General features: G+C 61.5%; 1 protein-coding gene. It reads right to left on the reverse strand.

Translation table 11 applies throughout. From position 1 onward, the window contains the following. Positions 1-403: F0F1 ATP synthase subunit A (locus tag FOE67_RS28460; RefSeq protein WP_182667651.1), on the reverse strand; the 403-nt coding region annotated here is incomplete at both ends.

The following is a 403-nucleotide window of genomic DNA, read 5'->3' on the forward strand; positions in this document are numbered from 1 at the left end:
CCAGTTCGCCCGCGTACATGTTGCCGAACAACCGCATGCCCAGCGACACAGCCTTGGCGAGGAATTCAATGATGTTGAGGATCAGGTTGAATGGCGCGAGGTACCACTTTGCGCCGAACGGTGCCGACAGCAGCTCGTGTGCAAAGCCGCCGGCGCCCTTGATCTTGAAGCTGTAGTAGATCATCAGGATCAGCACAGCGAACGACATGCCGAACGTACCGTTCAGGTCAGCCGTGGCCACCGCGCGGTGGTGCGGGACGTGCACGCCGAAGGTACCGAGCAGGTGGTTGACGCCCGTGACCCAGTCCACCGGGACCAAGTCGACCGCGTTCATCAGCGTGACCCACACGAACACCATCAGCGCCAGCGGAGCAATCCAGGAACGATCGCCGTGGATGATGCC

Origin of the sequence: Streptomyces calidiresistens (assembly GCF_014141525.1) — a bacterium.
GTDB lineage: Bacteria > Actinomycetota > Actinomycetes > Streptomycetales > Streptomycetaceae > Streptomyces > Streptomyces calidiresistens.